Here is a 24875-nt window from a genome sequence, read left to right as displayed (position 1 = left end):
CCTGTGGGCTCAGCCGCTCATCGGGGCTGGTCAGCCCGACAGACGCACCGGCATGATCAGGTACTTGTAGGCCTCGTCCGCCTCGGCGTCCTTGGCGGGGCGGCCGCTCAGCAGCGCCGGCTTGGTGGACGTCGTGAACGACAGCTGCGCCACGGGGGAGTCGATCGCCGACAGGCCCTCCAGCAGGAAGCCCGGGTTGAACGCGATCGAGATGTCGTCGCCCTCCAGATCGGCGTCGACCCTCTCCACAGCCTGTGCATCGTCGCTGGAACCGGCCTCCAGGATCAGCACGCCCTGCTCGAAGCTCAGCCGGACCGGGGTGTTGCGCTCGGCGACCAGCGCCACGCGCTTGACGGCCTCGACGAACGGAGCGGTCTCGATCACCGCGACCGAATTGAACTCGGTCGGGAAGAGCGTGCGGTACTTCGGGAGGTCGCCCTCCAGCAGACGGGTCGTGGTCCGCCGCCCGGCGCCCTCGAAGCCGATCAGGCCCTCGCCCTGGCCGGAGCCGGACAGCGCGAGCGTGACCGTGTCGCCGCTGCTCAGGGACTTGGCGGTGTCCAGCAGCGTCTTGGCCGGGACCAGCGCGACCGCGGAGGCGTCCGGGCTCTCCGGCTTCCACAGGAACTCGCGGACCGCGAAGCGGTAGCGGTCGGTGGAGGCCAGGGTGACGGTGTCGCCCTCGATCTCGATGCGGACGCCGGTGAGCACCGGGAGGGTGTCGTCGCGGCCGGCCGCGATGGCCACCTGGGCGGCGGCCGCGGCGAAGACCTCGGCGGGGACCGTGCCGGTGGCGGTGGGCATGGCCGGCAGGGACGGGTACTCCTCCACAGGAAGGGTGTGGAGGGTGAACCGCGAGGAGCCGCAGACCACGGTCACCCGTACACCGTCGGTGGAAATCTCCACCGGGCGGTTGGGGAGCGCGCGGCAGATGTCGGCGAGCAGCCGGCCGGAGACGAGGACCGTGCCCTCCTCCTCGACCTCGGCCTCCACCGAGACGCGTGCGGAGACCTCGTAGTCGAAGCCGGAGAGGCTCAGAGCGCCGTCCTCCGCCTTCAGCAGCAGGCCCGCGAGGACGGGCACCGGCGGACGGGCCGGGAGGCTCTTGGCCGCCCAGGCCACTGCCTCCGCGAGTACATCGCGCTCCACCCGGATCTTCACCGGAAACCGCCTCCTGCTGTTGCTGGCTTACGCCCTGCTGGCCTTCGTCGTCGGCTCAGTTGCCGGAGACCAGTCTGACGCACGCCACCGACAGTCGCTGCGGCTCGGGGTCAAGTCGACTCGGGCGACGCTGGACGCCGGGCCGCCGAGTTGTGCACAGGCCCCGTTTCCGAACGAGTTCCCCGGTAGATATCCGTGGTCGTAGTAGTAGGCCCTGTGGAAACCGTGGACAACTTCGTCTGCGCAGGTCAGCGCCGGTTTTTTATCCACTGCGGCTGTGGGCGGGGGCCGTGGATAAGCGGCCCGTGCTGTGGACTGCGGAAAGTTCTGCACACCCGATGCACAGGGGACGGGCAGTTCTCCCCAGTGCCATCCCCAGCTTTACCCACGTTCCCCACAGCCCAACCCATCACCTCGGTGTGACGGCTTTCACTCAGCCCGGTGAGGCGGGGTGTTGCGTTGCCGAACAGTGGACAGGGCTGTGGAGAAGCTGGGGATTGCTGGGGACAACGGCGGCTCACCTGTGGGTGGGCGGTGGACAAGAGATCCACTCCCCTGTGGACGAAATCTCTGTCCACACCCTGTGGAGAGCGCTTGACCACAAATCCACACCCGGCTGACCTCCTCCGATCGCCCTTCGGAGGCTCCGGCTGTGGATCCCACCGGGATAACTTTCCTCTCCCCAGGATGTGGACGGAAGATTCTTGCCCAATCTGTGGAGAGAGGCCGTGACCAGCCCCGGAATCGAACACGGCCGACGGCGCTCCACAGCCTCGGGACGGCGGCGCGGGCTCCCGTACGGCGGGCCGGGCGGCCCTGGAACGGCGAGCCGGGCGGCTCCGGAACGGCGAAGGGCGCCCGGGAGCGGGTCCCGGGCGCCCTGGGCGCGGTCGGTGCCGAGGCGGCGCGTCGGACGCGGCCTCAGCCGTTCTTGATGCGGTTGGTCAGCTCGGTGACCTGGTTGTAGATCGATCGCCGCTCGGCCATCAGCGCGCGGATCTTGCGGTCGGCGTGCATCACGGTCGTGTGGTCCCGGCCGCCGAACTGCGCGCCGATCTTCGGCAGCGACAGGTCCGTCAGCTCGCGGCACAGGTACATGGCGATCTGCCGGGCGGTGACCAGCACCCGGCTGCGGGACGAGCCGCAGAGGTCGTCGATGGTCAGGCCGAAGTAGTCGGCCGTCGAGGCCATGATCGCGGTGGCGGTGATCTCCGGGGCGGCGTCCTCGCCGCCGGGGATCAGGTCCTTCAGCACGATCTCGGTCAGCCCGAGGTCCACCGGCTGCCGGTTGAGCGAGGCGAACGCGGTGACCCGGATCAGGGCGCCCTCCAGCTCGCGGATGTTGCGCGAGATCCGGGACGCGATGAACTCCAGCACCTCCGGCGGGGCGTTCAGCTGCTCCTGCACCGCCTTCTTGCGGAGGATGGCGATCCGGGTCTCCAGCTCGGGCGGCTGGACGTCGGTGATCAGGCCCCACTCGAAGCGGTTGCGCAGCCGGTCCTCCAGGGTGACCAGCTGCTTGGGCGGCCGGTCACTGGAGAGCACGATCTGCTTGTTGGCGTTGTGCAGCGTGTTGAAGGTGTGGAAGAACTCCTCCTGCGTCGACTCCTTGCTCGCCAGGAACTGGATGTCGTCGACCAGCAGGATGTCCATGTCGCGGTAGCGCTTGCGGAACGCGTCCGCCTTGCCGTCGCGGATGGAGTTGATGAACTCGTTGGTGAACTCCTCCGAGCTCACGTACCGCACGCGGGTGCCGGGGTAGAGGCTGCGCGCGTAGTGCCCGATCGCGTGCAGCAGGTGGGTCTTGCCCAGACCCGACTCCCCGTAGATGAACAGCGGGTTGTACGCCTTGGCCGGGGCCTCGGCGACGGCGACCGCGGCGGCGTGCGCGAAGCGGTTGGAGGCACCGATGACGAAGGTGTCGAAGAGGTACTTCGGGTTCAGCCGGGCGGTGGGCTCACCCGGACCGGTGGCCGGCGCGGGCTGCGCGGCGAGCGGGCCCGGGGCGCCGCTGGGTGCCGGCAGCGCGGCACCGGGACCGGAACGGCCGTTGGGGCCACCGGGCTGGTGCTCGGGAAGCTCGCGGCGCTGCGCGTCGTACGGGGAGCGCGCGCCGTCGGAGTGCGACGGGACACCTCGGTCCTGACCGCGGTAGTCCGACTGCGCCTGCTGGTGCTGCGGTACGTGGGGGGCCGACGGGTACGGCTCGCGCCACTGCTCCGCGGACGTCTCGCGCTCGGGGAAGCCGCCGAGGTGCTGCTGCTGCCAGCCGTAGTCGTCGCGCGGGCCGGGGCCGCCGGGGGCCACGTGCTGCGGCCAGGCGCCGGGTTCGTGCCGCGGCTGCTGGTAGTCCGGGTAGGCGGGGCGGACGCCGGGCAGGTCGTCGCTCTGGTGCCCGTACCCCTGCCGGGTGTCGTGCCGGGGCTCGTAGTCGTACGCCTCGTGCTGCTGCGGTGCCGGGTGCTGCGGGTGGTGCGGCTGCTGCTGGGGCGCCTGGTGCTGCAAGGGTGCGGAGGGTGCCGGCGGCTCCTCGGAGGAGTCGTCGACGGTGATCGCGATCCGGATCGGGCGGCCGCACTCATGGCTGAGGGCCTCCCCGATCAGCGGCGCCAGCCGTCCTTCGAGCACGCCCTTGGCGAATTCGTTGGGCACCGCGAGCAGCGCGGTGTCGGCCACCAGCGCGAGCGGCTGGGTGCGCTTGAGCCAGTCCTGGTCCTTCGGCTTGAGGCCGTCGGCCTCCGCTCGGAGGAGATGGTCGAGCACGCGCGGCCACACTGCGGCAAGATCGGCAGGTACATCAGCCACAGGGCACGCTCTCTCACAGTCCCACGAATGTGTGATTCTCAGGACGGGCGGGAAGGAATCGGAGTTCAGCCACGGTAGTCAGGGCGGGCCTGGGGATTCAAGTTGTTGTCCACAGGCTGTGCATAGTGTGTCCTGACAACGGCTCGCGCGGGCTTCCATGGAGCCGGTTTGACCGGATGGCGTAGCCGCGCGTACCGTGACCAGGTCGAGTTGTCGATGGCTGCTGCCGCCTGCCTCCGATGGGCAAAGATCACGCTCCGGTGATCGTGTAGCGGTGCACTTAGGCGTTGCGAGGAGAGCTACTCGTGGGCGCACGGTGACAGCCAACGACGCCCCACATCTGTCTCTCCTTGAGACAACAAGCATTCCTGGAGCCCCCGAGTGAGCAAGCGCACCTTCCAGCCGAACAACCGCCGCCGCGCGAAGACCCACGGCTTCCGTCTGCGCATGCGGACCCGTGCCGGCCGCGCGATTCTCGCGTCGCGCCGCAGCAAGGGTCGCGCCCGCCTGTCGGCCTGAGCAGCCCGACCTAGGTCCATGACGTGCTGCCTACCGAACATCGGCTGAGGCGGCGCGAGGACTTCGCGACCGCGGTACGCCGGGGACGCAGGGCCGGGCGCCCGCTCCTTGTCGTGCATTGTCGTAGCGGTGCAACGGACCCGCACGCATCGGGGGAATGTGTTCCCCCGGCGCGTGCGGGTTTCGTCGTGAGCAAGGCCGTTGGCATCGCGGTCGTCCGCAACAAGGTCAAGCGGCGGCTTCGCCATCTCCTGCGCGACCGGCTGGACCGGCTTCCCGCCGGTAGCCTGGTTGTCGTACGGGCCCTGCCCGGCGCGGGCACCGCGGACCACGACGAGCTGGCCCGCGACCTGGACGCCGCGCTGGAGCGGCTGCTGGGAGGGTCGCCGAGAGGCTCCAACCCCACGGGGGCCGCGACCGGCAGCGGTTGCGCCGCGGACCCCCGGAACCCCGGCCGGGGCCCGGGAGGGAGCGCACAGTGAAGTACCCGCTGCTGCTTTTGATCAAGATCTATCAGTGGACCATCAGCCCCCTGCTGGGGCCGGTCTGCAAGTACTACCCGTCGTGCTCGCACTATGGCTATACGGCCATCGACCGGCACGGCGCGGTGAAAGGGACTGCGCTGACAGCTTGGCGCATTCTGCGCTGCAACCCGTGGTCGCTCGGTGGCGTCGACCACGTCCCTCCCCGGAAGCGTCCGGTCTGGCACCAGCGGCTGAGGAGCCGCCTGGGCGGGACTGCCGTCCATGAACCCGCCGCCCAGCCCGAGACTCAGCCCAACGCCCAAGGAGCCTGATTCGTGGACACGATCCTGAATCCTCTCTATTACGCCGTTTCCTGGATCATCGTCCAGTTCCACTCGTTCTACAGCCTGGTCTTCGACAAGAACAGTGGCGCGGCGTGGGGTCTGTCCATCGTCTCGCTGGTGGTGCTGATCCGTATCTGCCTGATCCCGCTCTTCGTGAAGCAGATCAAGTCGACGCGGAACATGCAGGCGCTCCAGCCGAAGATGAAGGCGATCCAGGAGCGCTACAAGAGCGACAAGCAGCGCCAGTCCGAAGAGATGATGAAGCTCTACAAGGAGACGGGCACCAACCCGCTCTCGAGCTGTCTCCCGATCCTGGCCCAGTCGCCGTTCTTCATCTCGCTGTACCAGGTCCTCAGCCACATCGCGAACAACAAGACGGTCGGCTTCATCGATCAGTCGCTGCTGGAGAGCGCGCAGAAGGCCCACATCTTCGGTGCCCCGCTCGCGGCGAAGTTCATGGACAGCGCGGCCAAGATCGAGAGCCTCGGCGCTTCGGTCACCAACGTCCGCGTGGTCACCGTCATCATGATCGTCCTGATGTCGGCGTCGCAGTTCTACACGCAGCGCCAGCTGATGACCAAGAACGTCGACCTCACGGTCAAGACGCCGTTCATGCAGCAGCAGAAGATGCTGATGTACGTCTTCCCGGTCATGTTCGCCGTCTTCGGCATCAACTTCCCCGTCGGTGTCCTCGTCTACTGGCTGACCACCAACGTGTGGACCATGGGCCAGCAGATGTTCGTCATCCGTCGTAACCCGACCCCGGGCAGCAAGGCGTTCGCCGAGCGCCAGGAGCGTCTGCGCGCCCAGGGCAAGCTGGTCGAGAGCCCGGCCGAGGTCGCGGCGAAGAAGGCCGTCGAGGAAGCACGCCAGAACCGTCAGCAGCCCAAGCGCCAGACGAAGGCCAAGCGGCAGACCGGTGCGCCGGCCGCCGGCGCCCAGGGTCGGACGCAGAACCGTACGCGGGCCGGCTCGGCGTCGGGTGGCTCGGCGAACGGCTCGGCGGGCTCCGGTCAGGGCGGAGCGAAGAAGCAGTCGCTGGAGAAGAAGGCCGCGCAGGACGGTACTGCGCAGGGCGGTTCGACCTCCGGGTCCCGCTCCGCGAAGTCCGGCCAGCGCAAGGGCCAGCAGCGCCCCAAGCACCCGTCGAAGAAGTAAGAAGGAGTCCTTTCGTGACGGACACGACCCCTGCCGCCGAGGGCACCGACACCCTGACCCGCCTGGAGCAGGAAGGCGAGATCGCGGCCGACTACCTCGAAGGTCTGCTGGACATCGCCGACCTCGACGGTGACATCGACATGGACGTCGAGGCCGACCGCGCCGCCGTGTCGATCATCAGCGACTCGACCAGCCGCGACCTGCAGAAGCTGGTGGGCCGCGACGGTGAGGTGCTGGAGGCGCTGCAGGAACTGACCCGGCTGGCCGTGCACCGGGAGACCGGTGACCGCAGCCGACTGATGCTGGACATCGCCGGCTACCGGGCGCGCAAGCGCGAGCAGCTCACGGCGATCGGTGAGAAGGCGGCCGAGGAGGCCCGCGGTACCGGCCAGCCCGTGACGCTCGACCCGATGACGCCGTTCGAGCGCAAGGTCGTGCATGACGCGGTGGCGGCGGCCGGCCTGCGCAGTGAGTCCGAGGGCGAGGAGCCGCAGCGCCGAGTGGTTGTCCTCCCGGCCTGACCGCTCAGCGCTTCCGTTTTTTCTTTGGCCCCGTCTGCTCGCAGGCGGGGCCAAAAGTTGTCAGCGTTCTGTGTTATTCCGGGTGCGTGACCCGGGTTCCCGGCAGGAAAAGCAGTCCAGAGGAAGGGCGGTTCCCGTGACGGAGGCAGCAGCGGAGCTCCCTCCTGCGCCGAAGGCGGCACAGGAGGTATTCGGTGAGCGCTTTCCGGAGGCCGTGCGGTACGGCGAACTGCTCGCCGACGCGGGGGTGACGCGCGGGCTGATCGGGCCGCGCGAGGTGCCGCGGCTGTGGGAGCGGCATCTGCTGAACTGCGCGGTGCTCTCCGAGGTCGTGCCCGAGGGCGTATCGGTGTGTGACGTGGGCTCCGGGGCCGGGCTGCCCGGGATCCCGCTGGCTCTGGTGCGGCCGGATCTGAAGATCACGCTGCTGGAGCCGCTGTTGCGGCGGACGAATTTCCTTCAGGAAGTCGTCGAGCTGCTCGGCCTCGACCATGTGACGGTCGTGCGGGGCCGGGCCGAAGAGGTCATGGGCAAGCTTCCGCAGGTGCATGTGGTGACCGCCCGCGCGGTGGCTCCGCTGGACCGGCTGGCCGGCTGGGGTGTTCCGCTGCTGCGGCCGTACGGCGCGATGCTGGCACTCAAGGGCGATGCCGCGGAGGAGGAGCTCAAGGGTGCCCGGGCCGCGCTGAGCAAGCTCGGTGTGGTCGACACCTCGGTGCTGCAGGTCGGCGAGGGCATTGTGGATCCGCCGACGACGGTGGTGCGGGTCGAGGTGGGCGAGAGCCCCGGCGGTGTGCGCTTCGCGGCGAAGCGGGCGAAGGCGGCGCGGGCCAGCCGTTCGACGAGGGGGCGCCGGCGCTGAGGCCTCCCGCCGGAGCCGTGGAGACCGGCATGGGGTGAGGGAATACCGTTCCGCGAAATAGGGGAAGCGGTAATTCCGTAAACCCCACCAAAACGGCACAAGACGGAGTGTCGCGGCTTATTCGGACGCGACGCTGGCATCGTGTTTCACGTGAAACGTCGCTCTCTGCTGCAAGGGATCATCAGCCGTGGTCGTGCGGCTGCCGCGCCGCGCGACCGTAGACCCACACGGGTAACGGAAGTATCCACAGACGTGGATTTGTCCACAGGAGAACGGACCTCACTGGTTCACGACGCCGAAAGCATGGCAGGCTCTGACCATTGCGAGCCTGATGTCGAGGAGAGTGAATCCTTGCGGTCCGACGCCAACATCGCGGGACCGATGACCGATCCGGTCCCCGGTCCCCGTAGCGAGTCGTTCGGGGACGACGTTTCACGTGAAACGCCGCCCCCGATGGACGACACCCCGATCGGTCGTGCAGCTCAGCTGGCGGTGGAGGCACTCGGCCGCGCGGGCGAGGGGCTTCCCCGGCCCGAACAGACCCGGGTCATGGTCGTTGCCAACCAGAAGGGCGGGGTCGGTAAGACCACGACCACCGTGAACCTGGCGGCCTCCCTGGCCCTGCATGGGGCACGGGTTCTGGTCATCGATCTCGACCCTCAGGGCAATGCGTCGACGGCGCTGGGGATCGACCATCACGCCGAAGTGCCGTCCATCTATGACGTGCTGGTGGACAGCAAGCCGCTCTCCGACGTGGTGCAGCCGGTCGTGGATGTGGAGGGGCTGTTCTGTGCGCCCGCCACGATCGATCTGGCCGGCGCCGAGATCGAGCTGGTCTCGCTGGTGGCCCGGGAGAGCCGGCTGGACCGGGCCATCAAGGCGTATGAGCAGCCGCTGGACTACATCTTCATCGACTGCCCGCCCTCGCTCGGCCTGCTGACGGTCAATGCGCTGGTCGCTGGGGCCGAGGTGCTGATTCCGATTCAGTGCGAGTACTACGCGCTGGAGGGGCTGGGACAGCTGCTGCGGAACGTCGACCTGGTGCGGGGGCATCTCAACCCGCAGCTCCATGTCTCGACGATTCTGCTGACCATGTACGACGGACGTACCCGGCTGGCCTCCCAGGTCGCCGACGAGGTCCGTAACCACTTCGGCCACGAGGTGCTCCGTACCAGCATCCCCCGCTCCGTGCGCATCTCCGAGGCACCCAGCTATGGGCAGACAGTGCTCACCTATGACCCGGGATCCAGTGGTTCGCTTTCCTATCTCGAAGCGGCCCGAGAGATCGCGCTGCGTGGGGCCCCGCAGACCGGGGGCCAGGGCCTCAGCGTCACCTATGAAGGACAGCACAGCATCTCGGAGGGGACTCAGTGAGCGAACGACGTAGAGGCCTGGGCCGTGGGCTCGGGGCGCTGATCCCCGCGGCACCGCAGAGCACGGACCATGCCGGGCCCGCGGTGGGGCAGGGAGCGACATCACCCGCGGCCGTACCGGTCCTGGCGCCGGAGCGAGGGGTGGCCGCCGCCAAGGTGACCTCGCTGCCGACGCACGATGTTTCACGTGAAACGGAAGCGCCGCCAGCGGCGGAGCCGTCGGCGGATGGCGTATCGGAAGTGGCGGGTGCGCACTTCGCCGAGGTGCCGCTCGATGCCATCACCCCGAACCCGCGCCAGCCGAGAGAGGTCTTCGACGAGGACGCCCTTGCTGAACTCGTCACCTCCATCAAGGAGGTGGGCCTGCTCCAGCCGGTGGTGGTCCGTCAGACCGGACCCGGTCGGTATGAGCTCATCATGGGAGAGCGCCGTTGGCGTGCCTCTCGGGAGGCCGGGCTGGAGAAGATTCCGGCGATCGTGCGGGCGACGGAGGACGAGAAGCTCCTCCTCGACGCGCTGCTGGAGAACCTGCACCGGGCCCAGCTGAACCCGCTGGAAGAGGCGGCCGCCTATGACCAGCTGCTCAAGGACTTCCAGTGCACGCATGACGAGCTGGCCGACCGGATCGGGCGCTCGCGCCCGCAGGTCTCCAACACACTGCGCCTGCTGAAGCTCTCCCCGTCCGTGCAGAAGCGACTGGCCGCCGGAGTGCTCTCGGCAGGGCATGCCCGGGCGCTGCTCTCCGTGGAGGACTCGGAGGAACAGGACCATCTCGCGCGCCGCATCGTCGCCGAGGGGTTGTCGGTGCGTTCGGTCGAGGAGATCGTGACGCTCATGGGGTCGACCCCCAAGAGCCCGAGCAAGGCAAAGGGGCCCCGTGCGGGCAACCGGGTCTCCCCCGCGCTCACCGGACTTGCCTCCCGCCTTTCCGACCGCTTCGAAACCCGGGTGAAGGTCGACCTGGGCCAGAAGAAGGGAAAGATCGTCGTCGAGTTCGCCTCGATGGACGATCTGGAGCGGATCCTCAACACCCTCGCCCCGGGCGAAGGCCCCGTCCTGGGCCAGTCGCTGGCCGAGGAGAACGATGAGGAGACCGGCGAAGAGCAGTGAGCTGATGCCTACGGCTCCCGGGCGGGCCGGGTTCCGGATCTATACCGGAACACGGCCCGCCCTTTGCTCTCTCGCGCTACCCGTGCCCGTAAAGGGTGGATACGATGCGTTCGGGTATGGCACGCATCCACGTGGAGACGCCTCACATCGAGGAGAGGCCATGCGATCGGTGAGCCGCACCGGACTGCTGGCAGCGGGCTTCGGCCTGGCAGCCGTTGGAGGGTTCGTTGGGGGTCTGCTCAGGGAGCAGGCCGTGCTGACGGCGCTGCGTGGTGGTGCGGCAGGCGAGAGAAGTGAGGACCTGGTTCCATGGGCCGTCGGCTCGTACCGCTCACGCTGGACAACCTTCCGGACCTCCCCAAGCGCTGCCGCTCCTGTGTCTTCTGGGAGCTCGACCCCGTCAGCGGCGAGGCCGCGGTAAAGGCGGGACGTCCCGAGCTCGAAAAGGAAGCCTGGATCTCGGCGGTCCTGCTGGAGTGGGGATCCTGCGGGCGGGTCGTCTATGTCGATGAGGTGCCGGTGGGGTTCGTGATGTACGCCCCGCCAGCCTATGTGCCGCGCTCGACCGCCTTCCCGACCAGCCCCGTATCGCCGGACGCGGTGCAGCTGCTCACCGCATGGCTGACGCCCGGATACCAGGGCCAGGGGCTGGGGCGGGTCATGGTCCAGACGGTCGCCAAAGACCTCACCCAGCGAGGGTTCAAGGCGATCGAGGCGTTCGGCGACGCCCGCTGGACCGAGCCGGCCTGTGTGCTGCCTGCCAACCATCTGCTCGCGGTGGGCTTCAAAACCGTACGGCCCCATCCCCGCTTTCCGCGGCTGCGCCTTGAGCTGAGGACCACCATCTCGTGGAAGGAAGATGTCGAGATGGCGCTCGACCGTCTGCTGGGCGCAGTCCAGAAGGAGCCGGCCCTGCGGCCGTTGTAGCGCACGATGTTTCACGTGAAACCGAGCTCTGTTTCACGTGAAACGGAGAACGGGCCCGTTCCTCACCGAGAACGGGCCCGTCCTCGGTGAGGAACGGGCCCGTTTCACGTGAAACAGACGATGAGGTGACTCAGGCGAGGAAGTCCGCCAGGTCGCGCTCGATCGCGGCCTTCGGCTTGGCGCCGACGATGGTCTTCACGACCTCGCCGTCCTTGTAGACGTTCATCGTCGGGATCGACATGACGCCGTACTTGGCGGTGGTCGCCGGGTTCTCGTCGGTGTTCAGCTTGGCGATGACGATCTCGTCGTGCTCGGCGGCAATGGCCTCCAGGGAGGGGGCGACCTGGCGGCACGGGCCGCACCAGGTGGCCCAGAAGTCCACGAGGACGGGCTTGTCGCTCTTGAGGACGACCTCTTCGAAGTTGGCGTCCGTGACGGTCACCGTGGCGCCGGCCATGGCAATCTCCTTACTGGGTGGGTGGTGGGAAAGCTGGAGCCGCGGGTCAGGCGGCAGGGGTCTTCTCGGGCTCGGGGGTCGACTCCCCGTCCGCCAGCGCGGCGAGGTACCGCTCGGCGTCGAGGGCGGCGGAGCAGCCCGTGCCGGCCGCGGTGATCGCCTGGCGGTAGGTGTGGTCGACCACGTCGCCGGCCGCGAAGACGCCCGTCAGGTTGGTGCGGGTGCTGGGCGCATCGACCTTGAGGTAGCCCTCGTCGTCGAGGTTCAGCTGGCCCTTGAAGAGCTCGGTGCGCGGGTCGTGGCCGATCGCGATGAAGAGACCAGTGACGGGGAGTTCCGAGGTCTCGCCGCTCTTGACGTTGCGCAGCGTCAGACCGGAGAGCTTGCTCTCGCCGTGGATCTCGGCGACCTCGCTGTCCCAGACGAACTTAATCTTCGGGTCCGCGAAGGCGCGCTCCTGCATCGCCTTGCTGGCCCGCAGCGTGTCGCGGCGGTGGACGACCGTGACCGACTTGGCGAACCGCGAGAGGAAGGTGGCCTCCTCCATCGCCGTGTCGCCGCCGCCGATGACGGCGATGTCCTGGTCCTTGAAGAAGAACCCGTCGCAGGTGGCGCACCAGGACACGCCACGACCGGACAGCTCGTCCTCACGGGGCAGACCGAGCTTGCGGTGCTGCGAGCCGGTGCTGACGATGACCGCCTTTGCGCGGTGCACATTGCCGGCGGTGTCGGTGACCGTCTTGATGTCCTCGCTGAGGTCGACCGAGACGATGTCGTCGGGCACGAGCTCGGCGCCGAAGCGCTCGGCCTGGGCGCGCATGTTGTCCATGAGGTCCGGCCCCATGATGCCGTCGCGGAAACCGGGGAAGTTCTCCACGTCGGTGGTGTTCATCAACGCGCCTCCGGCGGTGACGGCACCTTCGAAGACCAGCGGCTTCAGGGACGCGCGGGCGGTGTAGAGCGCTGCGGTGTAGCCCGCGGGCCCGGAGCCGATGATGATCACGTTGCGGACGTCGCTCACGGGTGTCTTCCTTGTCTCTGCCGACTGCTTGCTGGGGCTCTCGGAACTCTCACCCCACCCAACGGATCCTACGGGGCGTGCATTCCCGGAGTGTCACAGCGCACTACCCGTCGTTCAGTCTCGCGGGTACGAGTGCGACAGCAAGACCTTTCCGGGGGCTGGTGGGGTGGCGGAGACACAGGAGGACGAGACGACATACGCCGAGACGCGCTGGGCGTCTGCCGGGTCCGGCAGGACGACCAGGAAGGCGTCCTTGCCCTGGTAGCGGGTGTGGCTGGACGCGAGTGGGGCTTCCGGGCGGCCGATTCCCTGGCGGACGCAGGAGGGAATGGTGTCGGCGCTGCCCCGCAGCGGGGTCTCCGGGGAACTGCGGGCACCGATGTCCGGCGATTTGTGCGAGCTCTTGGTCGCCAGCAGGGCGTGGACATGGGAGCCGAGATTTGCGGCGGTCAGGCCGCCCGCACCGCTGGGGCCCTTCTCGGTGGTCGCCGGGGGCCGGTGAGGGCCGGCCTGCGTCCCGTCCATGGCGGCGTTCTGGAGGAGTAGTCCGCCGACGCTGAAGACGGCCGCCGCCGCTGCGGTGCCGAGCAGCACCCGGGGCCAGCGTCGCGCCCGGGAGGCCCGGCCGCCGCGGGTCTGGCGCCCCGGACCGGAGGAACCACTGGGGCGCCCGGCAGGGCGGGTGACCGAAGTACCGCGGGCGGGTGCCTCTGGCTCGGTTTCACGTGAAACAGGCGCGGGGCGGACGGTCGTTTCACGGGCCGCGGTGGCACGAGTCGCCGTTTCAAGGCTCGCTGTTTCACGTGAAACATGCGTCGCGGAGCTCGGAACGGTGGCATTGAGAAGTGCCTCGGCCGCAAGGGCGGCATCGATACGCCCGGCGACATCGGTCGGCATACGCGTCGGGCCGGGGAGCCTGCCGAGCATCCCCCTGATTTCCTCCAGGGAGGCGTAGACGTCCTCGCACAGCGCGCAGCCGGCGAGATGGGCGCGCAGCTCTGCGCTGCGGGAGGGGGAGAGCAGCCCGTCCGTGAGGTCGGAGATCTCGGAAACCTCCGGGTGCTCACCCGTGCCGGTCGTCGACGTCACGCTCGCCCACCTCCGCCCTTCACGGCACCTGTGTCCTTCGGCCCTGCCGTCGGTGGGACGGATGTCCCCTGCGCCCGGTTCCTTCCCCCGCTCGTCGGGTTGCTACCCCCGCCGTCAGCCCGCAGATGGGTGACCAAGGGGAGGAGGCGGGCACGGCCGCGTGCGCAGCGGCTCTTCACCGTTCCGGTGGGGATGTCGAGGATCGCGGCTGCCTCGGCGACGGGGTAGCCCTGCATGTCGACGAGGACCAGGGCGGCGCGCTGTTCCTCGGGAAGGGTCCGCAGGGCGCGGAGCAGCTCGCGGTGCAGGTCTTGGCGCTCGGCGGGGATCGCGGCGGACTCCTCGGGTTCGAGGAGCTGCTCCAGTCGCTCGGTCTCGGCGATCGGCGCGGTGCGCCGGGAGGCGGCCTTGCGGGCCCGGTCCAGGCAGGCATTGACCGTGATCCGGTGGAGCCAGGTCGTCACGGCGGACTGCCCGCGGAAGGTGTGGGCCGCGCGGTAGGCGGAGACCAGGGCGTCCTGTACGGCGTCCGCGGCTTCCTCACGATCACCGAGAGTGCGCAGCGCCACTGCCCAGAGCCGGTCGCGATGCCGCCGGACGATCTCCCCGAACGCATCGGGGTCGCCTTTCACATGCAGGGCAAGGAGATCGGCGTCGGTTGGTGTCGAAGCCTCGTCGCTGTCGGTGGACACGGGCCCCCCGGCCGTAGCTGCCTGATCTCGGTCCCATTCAAGCCCGCCGGATGGGGAAAGTAAATGTGCCGAGGGGCGATGATCAGCGGGCGAGCGCCCCGTTTCAGCCGCTCGCCCGCTGTTGCTCAGCCCAGCACCTTGATGTCGGAGATCCCGCCGCGGAACCCGTCCCCGACGCCGTCGCTCGGCAGCTCGGTGATGTGGACCAGCACGTAACGCGCCTTGACGGCCTTGTCCAGCTTCACCGTCAGCTTGTCTCCGGTCTTCGCCGGCTTGGAGAGCCGCTGTGAGAAGTCACTGAGAGCCGTGGGGTTCGACGCGGACGGTGAGGCCGCCAGGACCTCCGCGGTCTGGCCCGGGCGGTACATGTTGACCTCCACGCCGGAGACGTTCTTGGCGCTTCCGAGGTCTATGACGATGCCGCTGCCGTCCTTGCGGCCCGGCAGGTTTCCGAAGTTCGCCCATCCTTTGAAGAGGCTGGTCACCCACGCCGTCGAGGGCTTGCCATCCGTCACGTTCGACGCCTGGTCCCCGGAAAAGGGGGATTTCAGCGGAGAGAACTCCGTGGCACTTTGGATCGCCAGCGGAACCGAAGGCTTCTTCTGCTTGGTGCCATCCTGCGACTGCGAGTTCCCCGGAGCGTCCTGGTCTTTCTCGCGCTTGAGCAGGGTGTCCGCGAGCTGCCAGCTGCCCAGGCCCAGCGCCGCGATGAGCAGCGCGGAGACGGACCACTTCAGGGCCCGGCCGGTGCGGCTCTGGAGCGGCGGCGGCGGTGTGGCGATCGCCTGGGTCGGCCGACCGGCCTGGGGGGTACGGGCTGCCGTCTGCCGGTAGCTGCCCTGCTGGTAGCCCGTGCGCTGGTACGGCGGGGGCGTGGTGAACGCGGTCTCCGGGGGCCGGATGCGCGGCATCGCCGCGACCGCCTTGGACAGCTCCTCCGGGGTGGTGCACGGCTGTTCCTGGCGGGAGGCCGTGGCGCCGTCGTTGATCAGCGCGCGCATGGCGAGCTCGGAGAGGCCGCGGTGGACGCCGGCGCGGACCTGGTCGGGCGCGATCAGCCCGACACCCTTCGGCAGGCCGGTCAGGCCGTGCGCGTCGTTCTCGTACGGCCAGCGCTGGGTGAGCGCGGCGTACAGCAGCGCGCCGATCGCCTCGGTGTCCGTGCGCTGCGGGTGTTCGCAGCTGATGCCGCGGAGCGCGGCCATGACGGCCAGGCCACGGATGCGGTACTGCCCGGATTCCGTCCGAAGCACGGAGCTGGGGGTGATCCGGAGGTGGGCCAGGCCCTCGCGGTGTGCGGCGGCCATGGCCTGGGAGACCTGGCTGACGAGCTGGTAGGCCTCGTGCGGCTCCAGGGGGCCGTTGGCGAGGAGGGTGGTCAGCTCGGTGGCGTCCGGAAGCCACTCGTGGACGACGTAGACGAGGTCGTTCTCCTCGACGGCGTCCAGGACCTGGACGAACCGGGGGTCGCCGAGCAGTGCCGAGGAACGGGCGGCGGACAGCACCGGCCGGGCCCGCGGATGGTCGGCGGGCAGGATGTGTACGCCGACGGCGCGGCGCAGCTTTTCGTCGACCGCACGCCAGCTGCTGAATCCGTCCAGACGGGTGACGCACTCTTCGAGGCGGTAGCGTCTGGCGAGCTTGTGGCCGCTGTGCAGTTCCGGTGGCTGGGCCTCGTCCGCCGCACGCTGATCGTCGGTGCGTGCGGCGTCCTTGTCCCCGCCGGATACCTTCTCGGCCTTAGCACCGTCGTCCGTGGCCTTGCCCGCCTTGGCGGTCAGCGGCTCTTCGCCGCTCGTGTCGGCCACGTCGACGGCAGCCGTGCTCCGTTCCGCCACCGTCGTTCCTGCCTCCCCATCCGTTGCAGGCTCAATGAGCCAAGACAATTGTGCCCACAGTCCGCCACTATGCACGACACACGGTGGCAGTCGATGGTTGTGCTCAATCAACGCCCAAGCTTTGACCGGACCATGCCGACCAGGGCGTTCATTTCCTCGATGCGCATTTTGCGTGCGGCCACGTAGAACACGCCCAGAAGGGCGGCCGCGCCGGCGATCAGAGCGGCCAGGGAGCCGAAGAATCCGCTGCCCAGCGCCTGCATGATCGCGTACACCAACGCCCCGGAGACGATCGTGGCCGGGATGCTGGCGCCGGCCAGCCGCGCGTACGTCCGGACGATGTGCGCCGTGTCGAGGTCACCGTCCATGCGCCTGCTCAGCCGCCGCCAGGCCACCCCGACGCCGATGATGTACGCCAGGCCGTACGAGGCCGCCATACCCACCACGGCCCAGCGGGCGGGCAGAACCAGGAAGCACAGCCCGGAGGCGGCGGCGTTGACGGCGGCGACGATCACCGTGTTGTAGAAGGGCGTGCGGGTGTCCTCGTACGCGTAGAAGGCGCGCAGGACGACGTACTGCACCGAGAACGGGATCAGGCCCACGCCGAAGGCCATCAGCATGTAACCCATCGGGACACCGGCGCCGGACGAACCGTAGACCAGGGTGCACAGCGGGACGCCGAGGGACAGGAAGCCGAAGGCGATCGGGACGATGGCGACGGCGGAGGTGCGCAGGCCCTGCGACATGTCGTCCCGGACCGCGCCGGTGTCGCCGTCGTGCGCGGACCGGGCCAGCCGCGGCAGCAGCGCCGCCATGACGGAGACGGTGATGATCGCCTGCGGCATGTTCCAGATCAGCTGGGCGCTGGCGTAGGAGATGAAACCGGTCCCCGGGTGCCCCTGCTGGTCGGCGGTGTTGCCGGCCCAGGTGGAGAGCTGGGTGACGACCAGGACGCCGGCCTGGTTGGCGAGTACGAAGAGCACGGTCCACTTGGCGAGCTTGGCGGCCTTGCCCAGGCCGTGGCCCCGCCAGTCGAACCGCAGCCGGAGCTTGAAGTCGGCGTCGCGCAGGTACGGGATCATCGCCAGTGCCTGGACGACGAGCCCGAGGAGGGTGCCGATGCCCAGGAGGCGGATGCCCTCGTCCGGGATGGTGGTGACGCCGATGTGCGAGGTCTTCGCCGTGCCGTAGACCCAGATGAAGAGGCCGAAGGTGGCGATCATGACGATGTTGTTGAGGACCGGGGTCCACATCATCGCGCCGAAGCGGCCGCGGGCGTTGAGGATCTGCCCCATGACCACGTGCAGACCCATGAAGAAGATCGTGGGGACGCAGTAGCGGGTGAACGCCACCGCGACCTCGTTGGCCGCCGGGTCCCGGGAGATGTCGAACGAGACCAGTTTCACCAGCAGGGGCGCCGCGACCACCGCAAGCACCGTCAGCACCCCGAGCACCACGATGACCAGGGTCAGCAGCCGGTTGGCGTAGGCCTCGCCGCCGTCGTCGTCCTCCTTCATTGCGCGCACCAGCTGCGGCACGAAGACGGAGTTCAGACCGCCGCCGATGGTCAGGATGAAGATCATCGTCGGGAGCTGGTAGGCGACCTGCCAGGAGTCACCGAGCACCGCACCGCCGAGCGCCGCGACGATCAGCGCCGAGCGGACGAAGCCCGTCAGGCGCGACACCATCGTGCCGGCGGCCATCACGGCGCTGGACTTGAGCAGGCCGGAGGCCCGGCCACCGGAGGGCTTGCCGGCCGCCGGCACGGGAGCGGGCTCCGGCTCCGGCGCGGTCTGCTGCGGAACGGCCTCGGGTCCGGGCACCGCACCGGTCACCGGCGCCCCGACGGACGGGCCGGCCGGGGCGGGGCGCTGGGGATCGTAGGGATGCTGGTCTTGGTAGAGGTGCGCGAAGGCGTCGGACTCCGGACGCTCGTCGCCGGCCTGGCCGACCAGGGGATCGACACCCATGAACTGCGTCGTGGCGGCGTCGTCACCGTACGGAGCGGCCCGGTCCGGGCGCTGCGGCGCAGGCGTCCGGGGCGCGGCCCACGCCTGCGGGTCAGGGGCCTGCCGGCCGGGCCCGGGCTGCGGGTAGAGCGGCTGGGTGGGCCGCCCCAGGGACGGCGGCGGGTGCGCGGCGCGGTCGTAGCGCGCATCGCTCACCGGGTCATGCGCCATGGGGTCCTGAGCGCGGTGCGGGTCGTTGCGGTAGGCGTCCCGGACGTACGGGTCCTGCTCCGCGGGGAACGGGGGCGTCGGAGGGACCGGCCCCATGGGGTCGCCATCGGCGCCCCGGCCCCGGTCACCGTCGTACGGCGCATTCATCGCTGCCCCACCTCATCAGTCGCCGGCCATCCGGCCCCGCCATCTATCAACGGTCCACTTTCTCACCTGAGCCGGAAGGCTCGGACTTTTCCGAACCAGTGTCCGGCGCGGGGTCACTCGGCTGCTCGGGCTCGTCTCCGTCCGTGCCGCCGTCGTTGCCGTCCGTGCCCGCCGTGCCTTCGGAGCCGTCCTCGGGGCCGTCCTCGTCGGTCCGGCTGCCCGCCCGCTTGCGCTGCAGGTAGATCCGTACGCCGGCGAGCACGAGCAGCAGCACGCCGCCCGCGATGACGAGCATCACCGTCGCGGTGATCTCCGTGACGTTCACCTGGAACGTCATGCGCTCACCGTAGGGCTTGCCGTCCGAGGTGTAGAGCTGTGCGGTCACCCAGGCCCGGCCGTTGGCGTTGGCGGTGGTGTCGAACTTGAACGACTGGCTGTGCCCGCCGTCCACCGAGATCTGCTGCGACTTGCCCACGTCGAGCCGGTTGGGCTGGGAGGACGTGAGGCGCAGCGTCATGTGCTTGACGCCCTGGAAGAGGTTGTTCTGGACCGTCACCGGAATCGTGGCGCTGCGCCCGGAAAGCGTGGCCCCCGACTTCTGGATCAGGTGCACCTTCGTGGTCAGACCGTCGAGGTAGTTGTGCACGGAGTGACGGAAGCCGGCGGCACCGGAGCGGTCGCCGCGCCACTGCGTCGACATCTCCCGCATCATCGCGGTGGTGAACGGGATCACCACCCGCTCCGGCTGGGCCAGGATCGGCTGGAAGTCCTCCAGCGCCGACTGGGTGCCCTGGATCTGCCGGAACGCCCCCGTGGGGAGCTCCTGCCGGCGCAGCGAGGACGGGTAGGAGGCGCCGCTCGGCACCTGGCGGGTGGCCGCCGGGTCGGGCTTGGCCTTGGCCGCGGCGCCGAGGTTCTGCGCCTGCGTCCAGCGACCGGACTCGTCCAGTTCGCGCAGCGCGGTGGCCATGGCGTGCGCCTGGCCGGCCGACGGCATCCGCTGCGGCGCGACGACGACGCTGCGCTGCCGCTCCGGGTCCTGGAGGCTGATCATCTGGGTCTGGGCGAGGAATTCCTGGACCGCGTGGGTCGCGTTCGTCGCCTTCGACATGTCGCCCTCGAAGGCCCGGGAGAGCTGTGTGTCCGCCACGATGGCGGTGTTGCCGCCACCGATGGGGCGGGCCGCCGTCGGGGTGTAGGACAGCCGGCCGGCGTCCCGGAGGCTGTCGCTGCGGGTGATCACGTTGTGCGCGCCGGCCGAGGTCGCGACATCGACGATCGAGCGGTCGATGGCGCCGTCGACGGGCCAGGCGAAGTCGGTACGGGACTTGACGCCGAGGATCGTGTCCACGGTCTTGTCGGCGAGGTCGGTGGCCGGTCCGAGGTGGCTGAGCGCACTCGGCACGCCCTTGCCGTGGTGGGCGAGCGAGGCCAGGTCGGGGTCGGCGAAGGGCAGCGCCACCACCTGGTGCGACTTGACCGCCTCTTCGAGCTGGTGCAGCCACTGTTTGGCGACCGCCTGGTTCTTCCCCATGGGGCCGTCCGGGCCGTTCACCCGGTACGACTTGGTCATCGCGTCGACGGTCGCGAGCAGGTCGGGGTCGATGACGAAGGTCACCGGGAGGTTCTTGCCGAGCGCGACCATCTGCTGCAGCCGGCCGCCGGGGGCGAGCTCGGCGGCGAGATCGTCATTGCGGAAGACCGGGGTCTGCTGGGTGTCGGCGTCGGTCTCGGCCGTGAGGTGCGTGGAGGAGATCAGCGGCCACAGGTAGGTGAGCTGCGTCTTCTTCTCGGCGTCGGCGGACTGCCAGGGCAGGAAGGTCCGGTCGATGCCCAGGACCTGGTCGTACGACGAAGCCTGGGAGTGCCCCGACAGAGAGACACCGATCTGGTACACCCCGTCATCGTTGAGATGGAGGTCCTTGACCGGGACGCTGAGGCTGAAGGGGCGGCTGGCGCCGGCCTCCAGCTTGTCGATCTTCTCCGTGTGGCCCTTGATCTCCTCGCCGTCGACGCTGGGCAGATAGCCGGTGCGACGGGAGGTCGCCTCGATCGAACTGCGGTTGCCCAGCGCATCGCCGCGGTGCATTCCGACGTGCGCGTCGGTGATCGTGCTGCGGCTGTCGTTGGTCAGGGTGCCGGAGACGGTGACGGTGTCGCCCTTGCCGGGGGCCGACGGCGACATGGCGTCGATGGACACGTCGACCGTGTGCGACTCGGCCGGGGCGGCCTCGGCGGAGGGGGCGTGTGGAGCCTGGAGCAGTCCGACCAGCAGCGGCACTCCAGTGACGAGTGTCACGGTCCTGCGCAGCCATCGACCACGCGGCCGTTCAGTCCCCTGGAACCCTGCCGCCTCGGCCACGCGCTCGCCCGTCCCTCGTCGTCGTCAGTGGTCGTCGGAATGTGCGTCCAGGAATGGTAACGAGATCCGCCGCGGGGGAGTGCCGGGGACTGCTCCACATGATCGCGGAGCGGACGGCCGCCCGACCGGCCTGTCCCCTTTATTACGTGCGCGTTTATTACGTGGCGCTTCGCGCGGCGCGGCCACGTACCCTGTTCTGTTGTGCCGAACGCCAACAATGACCTCCCTGCCCCGCACGCCGAGCGGGCCCCGCAGTCGACGAACGCGTTGAACCACGTGCAGCGTCGCGCCGTGAGCGAGCTGCTGCGGGTGTCACCCGTCGCGGACGACCTGGCCCGCCGATTCCAGGAGGCGGGGTTCACGCTTGCCCTGGTCGGTGGCTCGGTCCGGGATGCGCTGCTCGGCCGGCTCGGCAACGACCTGGACTTCACCACGGACGCGCGCCCCGAGGACGTCCTGAAGATCGTCCGGCCGTGGGCGGACGCGCTCTGGGAGGTCGGGATCGCCTTCGGCACGGTCGGCTGCAAGAAGGACTCGTTCGACATCGAGGTCACGACCTACCGCTCCGAGGCGTACGACCGCACCTCCCGCAAGCCCGAGGTGTCCTACGGCGACTCCATCGAGGACGACCTGGTCCGCAGGGACTTCACGGTGAACGCGATGGCGGTCTTCCTGCCGCAGAAGGAGTTCGTCGACCCGCACAACGGCCTGGAGGACCTGGCCGACCGTGTGCTGCGGACGCCGGGCGCGCCGGAGGACTCGTTCTCGGACGATCCGCTGCGGATGATGCGTGCGGCCCGGTTCGCCGCCCAGCTGGACTTCCAGGTCGCGCCCGAGGTCGTCGCTGCGATGAAGGCGATGGCCGACCGCATCGACATCGTCTCCGCGGAGCGGGTCCGGGACGAGCTGAACAAGCTGATCCTCGCGCCGCACCCGCGCAAGGGACTGCGGCTGCTCGTCGACTCCGGCCTCGCGGACCGGGTCGTGCCCGAGCTGCCCGCGCTGCGTCTGGAAAGTGACGAGCATCACCGCCACAAGGATGTCTACGAGCATTCGCTCACGGTGCTGGAGCAGGCGATCGATCTCGAAGAGAACGGTCCCGATCTGGTGCTGCGACTGGCGGCCCTGCTGCACGACATCGGCAAGCCGCGGACGCGCCGCTTCGAGAAGGACGGCCGGGTCTCCTTCCACCACCACGAGGTGGTGGGCGCGAAGATGACCAAGAAGCGGATGACCGCGCTGAAGTACTCCAACGACATGATCAAGGACGTCTCGCGGTTGGTGGAGCTGCATCTGCGCTTCCACGGCTACGGGACGGGCGAATGGACCGACTCGGCGGTCCGCCGCTATGTCCGTGACGCCGGCCCGCAGCTGGAGCGGCTGCACAAGCTGACGCGTTCGGACTGCACGACCCGTAACAAGCGCAAGGCCAGCGCCCTGTCCCGCGCGTACGACGGGTTGGAGGAGCGCATCGCGCGGCTGCAGGAGCAGGAAGAGCTCGATGCGATCCGTCCGGACCTGGACGGCAACGACATCATGGAGATCCTGGGGCTGCGGCCAGGGCCCGAGGTCGGCAAGGCGTACAAGCAGATGCTGGAGCTCCGGCTGGAGCACGGGCCCATGGAGCGCGAGGCGGCGATTGCCGCGCTGAAGGACTGGTGGGCCACGCAGCAGGGCTGATGTTTCACGTGAAACGTGCGGGTGGTCGGTCAGTGCGATGTTTCACGTGAAACGGCCGGGTGATCGGTCGATGCGAGGTTTCACGTGAAACGAGCGGACGGTGGGCCGCTGCCATGTTTCACGTGAAACGTGGCGCAGAGCGCAGACGACTGGGGCGGTGTTTCACGTGAAACACCGCCCCAGTCGTCTGCGAGAGACGCGGAGTGCGCTACTTCGTGGGCGTCAGGCAGAGCACCATGGCCGTGTCGGCCCGCCGACGGCGGTGCACCGTCTTGACGTAGGCGTCCTCACCGGCGGAGCACACGGAGGGGTCCGAGGTGCCGTCGTGCACCTTGGACACCTTGTACTGGGCCTCCCCGCTGCTGCAGTCGACCACCGCGAGGCCGTCGTCGAGCGAACTACTGGACTTCTTCACGCAGTCGCCGGCCTCGGCGTTGCTGGCGTCGTCCCGGCTGGTGAACCAGAAGAACGCGAAGGCGACCAGAACGAAGACGATCCCGATGCCCCGCAGAATCGACTTGGCGGAACGGGTCTTGGCGGGGCGGGGCGGTGGGACGGGAGCGCCGTGCTGCGCATAAGGCTGCTGCGGCTGGGCCGGGTACCCCGGCTGGGGCTGGCCGTAGGGCGCCTGCGGCTGCTGGGGATAGGCGTATCCGCCCTGGGGCTGGCCGTACGGTGCCTGGGGAGCCGGCGGCGCCTGCGGATATGGATTCTGGCCGTAAGGCGGCTGCCCGTACGGCGCCTGGCCGTACGGATTCTGCCCAGGCGGCGGCATGGTCATGGAACTCCCCCGATTTTGTTGTGTACAGGCTCGTGTGTGGGACGCCCGTAAGGTACCGGGTCCCGGGCACCGCCGCAGGGACGGGACCCCTCTGGGGCGGGGAGGACAGCGCCTAACTCCGTCGAAAGCGAGCCATTGCCGCGGCGACCAGGGCGTAGAGGACCGTCACCACACCGAGCAGCGCGGCCGATCGGCCGTCCGGCGGCAGCATGAGGGCGGCGACCGCGGCGGCGCCGACGAAGGCGACGTTGAAGAGCACGTCGTACAGGGCGAAGATGCGCCCGCGGAACGCGTCGTCGACCGAGGACTGGACGACCGTGTCCGTGGAAATCTTGGTGCCCTGGGTGCCGAGACCGAGCACGAACGCGGCGGCCAGCATCGGACCCGGCGTGAAGAAGAGGCCCAGAGCGGGCACCAGCACCGCACTCCCGAGGGCGCAGCAGGCGATCCAGCCGAAGGCGGTGAGCCGTCCCACCGCCCAGGGAGTGACGACAGCGGCGGCGAAGAATCCCGCTCCGGACACCACGACGGCGATGCCGAGCAGCGCCAGGCCCTCGGACTCGGTGTCCGACCAGGAATACCGGCACAGCATCAGCACCATGACCGTCAACGCCCCGTAGCAGAAGCGGATCAGGGTCATCGCGGCCAGGGCGCGGGCCGGCATACGCCGCTGGGCGAGGTGGCGCAGCCCTGCCGCAAGGCCGCGTACGGTGCTCAACAGGGCCTCACCCAGGCCGGGTTGGAGCTGCGTCGGGTCGGGGCCGAGCAGTTGCGGCGTCATGCGCAGCGCGGTGAGCGCCGAGAGGAAATAGAAGGCCGCGGCGAGCAGCACGACGAAGGCATCCACATCGGGGCCGGCCAGCCGGACCGCGAAGGCCAGCCCGCCACCGGCCGTCGCGGCGAGCGTCCCGGCCGTCGGGGCGAGCGAGTTGGCCATGACGAGTTGCTCCTGCCCGTCGACCACGCGGGGCAGCGCGGCCGAGAGCCCGGCCAGGACGAAGCGGTTCACCGCCGTCACCGACAGGGCTGAGGCGTAGAAGAGCCAGTCGGGGACCTTCGACACGATCAGCGCCGCGGTGGCCATGGCGAGCAGCGTCCGCAGCAGGTTGCCGTACAGCAGGACCTGACGGCGTCGCCAGCGGTCGAGCAGCACACCGGTGAACGGCCCGAGGAGGGAGTACGGGAGCAACAGGACGGCCATGGCGGAGGCGATGGCTGCGGGCGAGGCCTGCTTCTCCGGTGAGAAGACCACGTACGTGGCGAGCGCGACCTGGTACACGCCGTCGGCCGCTTGGGAGAGCAGCCGTGCGGCGAGCAGCGATCGGAAGTCGCGTAGCCGGAGTAATACGCGAAGCGCGCGCACAGCATGCATGAGGCACAGCCT

21 protein-coding genes are annotated in these 24875 nt (G+C 69.2%); 10 read left to right on the top strand and 11 right to left on the bottom strand.

The features are described 5' to 3' along the window. Positions 1-30: 30 nt before the first annotated feature. Together dnaN and dnaA are read right to left on the bottom strand one after the other, a co-directional pair. Positions 31-1161 (bottom strand): DNA polymerase III subunit beta, encoded by a 1131-nt coding sequence (gene dnaN / locus AB0G35_RS02550; protein WP_360942453.1) that lies wholly within the window; start codon positions 1159-1161, stop codon positions 31-33. A 921-nt stretch (positions 1162-2082) separates the two neighbouring features. Further along, a complete protein-coding gene (dnaA, locus tag AB0G35_RS02545; RefSeq protein ID WP_360942450.1) occupies positions 2083-3966 on the bottom strand; it encodes a chromosomal replication initiator protein DnaA in 1884 nt (627 codons plus the stop codon). A gap of 381 nt (positions 3967-4347) precedes the next feature. Between dnaA and rpmH the strand changes: the two genes are divergently transcribed. The 9 genes from rpmH to AB0G35_RS02500 all read left to right on the top strand — a co-directional run bounded on the left by rpmH (position 4348) and on the right by AB0G35_RS02500 (position 11244). Beyond that, on the top strand, positions 4348-4485 hold the full coding sequence (rpmH, locus tag AB0G35_RS02540) for a 50S ribosomal protein L34 (RefSeq protein WP_003956500.1): 138 nt from the start codon (positions 4348-4350) through the stop codon (positions 4483-4485). 23 nt (positions 4486-4508) lie between these two features. Next, entirely contained in the window at positions 4509-4967 is a 459-nt protein-coding gene (gene rnpA / locus AB0G35_RS02535; protein ID WP_360942447.1) for a ribonuclease P protein component, read from the top strand. Next, positions 4964-5281, top strand: a complete 318-nt coding sequence (gene yidD, locus AB0G35_RS02530) for a membrane protein insertion efficiency factor YidD (RefSeq protein WP_030412278.1) — start codon at positions 4964-4966, stop codon at positions 5279-5281. The genes rnpA and yidD overlap by 4 nt, the downstream gene beginning before the upstream one ends. A 3-nt stretch (positions 5282-5284) precedes the next feature. After that, a complete protein-coding gene (yidC, locus tag AB0G35_RS02525; protein WP_360942444.1) occupies positions 5285-6451 on the top strand; it encodes a membrane protein insertase YidC in 1167 nt (388 codons plus the stop codon). 14 nt (positions 6452-6465) lie between these two features. After that, positions 6466-6972: a R3H domain-containing nucleic acid-binding protein gene (locus tag AB0G35_RS02520; RefSeq protein ID WP_360942442.1), complete on the top strand. Its 507-nt coding sequence runs from the start codon at positions 6466-6468 to the stop codon at positions 6970-6972. Positions 6973-7108: 136 nt separating this feature from the next. Further along, positions 7109-7834 carry a 16S rRNA (guanine(527)-N(7))-methyltransferase RsmG gene (gene rsmG, locus AB0G35_RS02515; protein WP_360942440.1) on the top strand — a complete coding sequence of 242 codons (726 nt, stop codon included), beginning with the start codon at positions 7109-7111 and terminating at the stop codon, positions 7832-7834. Positions 7835-8137: 303 nt separating this feature from the next. Beyond that, the gene (locus tag AB0G35_RS02510; RefSeq protein ID WP_078871841.1) at positions 8138-9208 is read left to right on the top strand and encodes an AAA family ATPase; all 1071 of its coding nucleotides are present in this window, start codon (positions 8138-8140) and stop codon (positions 9206-9208) included. Next, positions 9205-10317 carry a ParB/RepB/Spo0J family partition protein gene (locus AB0G35_RS02505; protein WP_360942437.1) on the top strand — a complete coding sequence of 371 codons (1113 nt, stop codon included), beginning with the start codon at positions 9205-9207 and terminating at the stop codon, positions 10315-10317. The genes AB0G35_RS02510 and AB0G35_RS02505 overlap by 4 nt, the downstream gene beginning before the upstream one ends. 309 nt (positions 10318-10626) lie before the next feature. Further along, positions 10627-11244: a GNAT family N-acetyltransferase gene (locus tag AB0G35_RS02500; RefSeq protein WP_030412272.1), complete on the top strand. Its 618-nt coding sequence runs from the start codon at positions 10627-10629 to the stop codon at positions 11242-11244. Positions 11245-11374: 130 nt separating this feature from the next. On the opposite strand, the gene trxA is transcribed toward AB0G35_RS02500, so the two are convergent. The 7 genes from trxA to AB0G35_RS02465 all read right to left on the bottom strand — a co-directional run bounded on the left by trxA (position 11375) and on the right by AB0G35_RS02465 (position 20967). Continuing rightward, positions 11375-11701, bottom strand: coding sequence for a thioredoxin (trxA, locus tag AB0G35_RS02495; RefSeq protein WP_360942433.1), 327 nt, complete (start codon positions 11699-11701; stop codon positions 11375-11377). Positions 11702-11747: 46 nt separating this feature from the next. After that, on the bottom strand, positions 11748-12722 hold the full coding sequence (gene trxB / locus AB0G35_RS02490; protein ID WP_360942430.1) for a thioredoxin-disulfide reductase: 975 nt from the start codon (positions 12720-12722) through the stop codon (positions 11748-11750). Between the two features lie 114 nt (positions 12723-12836). Continuing rightward, positions 12837-13811 carry a zf-HC2 domain-containing protein gene (locus AB0G35_RS02485; RefSeq protein WP_360942427.1) on the bottom strand — a complete coding sequence of 325 codons (975 nt, stop codon included), beginning with the start codon at positions 13809-13811 and terminating at the stop codon, positions 12837-12839. After that, positions 13808-14503: an RNA polymerase sigma factor SigM gene (sigM, locus tag AB0G35_RS02480; protein ID WP_360942424.1), complete on the bottom strand. Its 696-nt coding sequence runs from the start codon at positions 14501-14503 to the stop codon at positions 13808-13810. Before sigM ends, AB0G35_RS02485 begins: the two co-directional genes overlap by 4 nt. Before the next feature lie 125 nt (positions 14504-14628). Then, positions 14629-16341, bottom strand: a complete 1713-nt coding sequence (locus tag AB0G35_RS02475; protein WP_360942421.1) for a protein kinase family protein — start codon at positions 16339-16341, stop codon at positions 14629-14631. Positions 16342-16448: 107 nt separating this feature from the next. After that, positions 16449-18668, bottom strand: a complete 2220-nt coding sequence (gene murJ, locus AB0G35_RS02470) for a murein biosynthesis integral membrane protein MurJ (protein ID WP_360942418.1) — start codon at positions 18666-18668, stop codon at positions 16449-16451. A gap of 46 nt (positions 18669-18714) precedes the next feature. After that, a complete protein-coding gene (locus AB0G35_RS02465; protein ID WP_360942415.1) occupies positions 18715-20967 on the bottom strand; it encodes a DUF6049 family protein in 2253 nt (750 codons plus the stop codon). Positions 20968-21231: 264 nt separating this feature from the next. On the opposite strand from AB0G35_RS02465, the gene AB0G35_RS02460 reads away from it, so the two are divergent. After that, positions 21232-22710 (top strand): CCA tRNA nucleotidyltransferase, encoded by a 1479-nt coding sequence (locus tag AB0G35_RS02460; protein WP_360942412.1) that lies wholly within the window; start codon positions 21232-21234, stop codon positions 22708-22710. A 208-nt stretch (positions 22711-22918) separates the two neighbouring features. Here the strand turns inward: AB0G35_RS02460 and AB0G35_RS02455 are convergent, their stop codons facing one another. Together AB0G35_RS02455 and AB0G35_RS02450 are read right to left on the bottom strand one after the other, a co-directional pair. Beyond that, entirely contained in the window at positions 22919-23491 is a 573-nt protein-coding gene (locus AB0G35_RS02455) for a hypothetical protein (RefSeq protein ID WP_360942409.1), read from the bottom strand. A 112-nt stretch (positions 23492-23603) separates the two neighbouring features. Then, positions 23604-24863, bottom strand: coding sequence for an MFS transporter (locus AB0G35_RS02450; protein WP_360942406.1), 1260 nt, complete (start codon positions 24861-24863; stop codon positions 23604-23606). Between the last annotated feature and the right edge of the window lie 12 nt (positions 24864-24875).

Source organism: Streptomyces sp. NPDC021749 (assembly GCF_040640655.1).
Classification (GTDB): domain Bacteria; phylum Actinomycetota; class Actinomycetes; order Streptomycetales; family Streptomycetaceae; genus Streptomyces.
Note: the sequence above shows the minus strand (reverse complement) of the source record. Positions and strands in the feature narration are given on the sequence as shown.

Excerpts from the sequence above, each read along its gene's own strand:
- AB0G35_RS02455 (WP_360942409.1), bottom strand. The coding sequence starts at position 23,491 with ATGACCATGCCGCCGCCTGGGCAGAATCCGTACGGCCAGGCGCCGTAC.
- trxA (WP_360942433.1), bottom strand. The coding sequence starts at position 11,701 with ATGGCCGGCGCCACGGTGACCGTCACGGACGCCAACTTCGAAGAGGTC.
- AB0G35_RS02450 (WP_360942406.1), bottom strand. The coding sequence starts at position 24,863 with ATGCATGCTGTGCGCGCGCTTCGCGTATTACTCCGGCTACGCGACTTC.
- murJ (WP_360942418.1), bottom strand. The coding sequence starts at position 18,668 with ATGAATGCGCCGTACGACGGTGACCGGGGCCGGGGCGCCGATGGCGAC.
- AB0G35_RS02510 (WP_078871841.1), top strand. The coding sequence starts at position 8,138 with ATGGCAGGCTCTGACCATTGCGAGCCTGATGTCGAGGAGAGTGAATCC.
- AB0G35_RS02500 (WP_030412272.1), top strand. The coding sequence starts at position 10,627 with ATGGGCCGTCGGCTCGTACCGCTCACGCTGGACAACCTTCCGGACCTC.